Here is a 251-nt window from a genome sequence, read left to right as displayed (position 1 = left end):
CTATTTTTAAAGCATCGGCGAGTAAAAATAAAAACCTAACTTTCAATTTAGATATGGTTGTTCGCCCTGAAAATTACGCCATTGCAGGGCTTAAAGCAGTTCCTCCTTCTTGGCGATCTGGGCTGCCAGCACGCGACATAGCAAATATGAAGCTACTTAAAAAGTTTGATGGTGAACTCGGTAATCAAACTGCTTGGGAAATGCTTACAGAACTTGAAAAAGGGTTTTACCCCACTTTTTATTACCAAGAC

1 pseudogene is annotated in these 251 nt (G+C 39.8%); it reads left to right on the top strand.

Going from position 1 to position 251, the window contains the following annotated elements:
* Window positions 1-251 (top strand): annotated as a pseudogene (locus SB756_RS33065) (OmpA family protein); the annotation flags it as partial.

The organism is Pseudomonas sp. SIMBA_068, from assembly GCF_046534705.1.
Classification (GTDB): domain Bacteria; phylum Pseudomonadota; class Gammaproteobacteria; order Pseudomonadales; family Pseudomonadaceae; genus Aquipseudomonas; species Aquipseudomonas putida.
The sequence above is the reverse complement of the archived record's forward strand: the minus strand, read 5'-3'. Positions and strand labels throughout refer to the sequence as shown.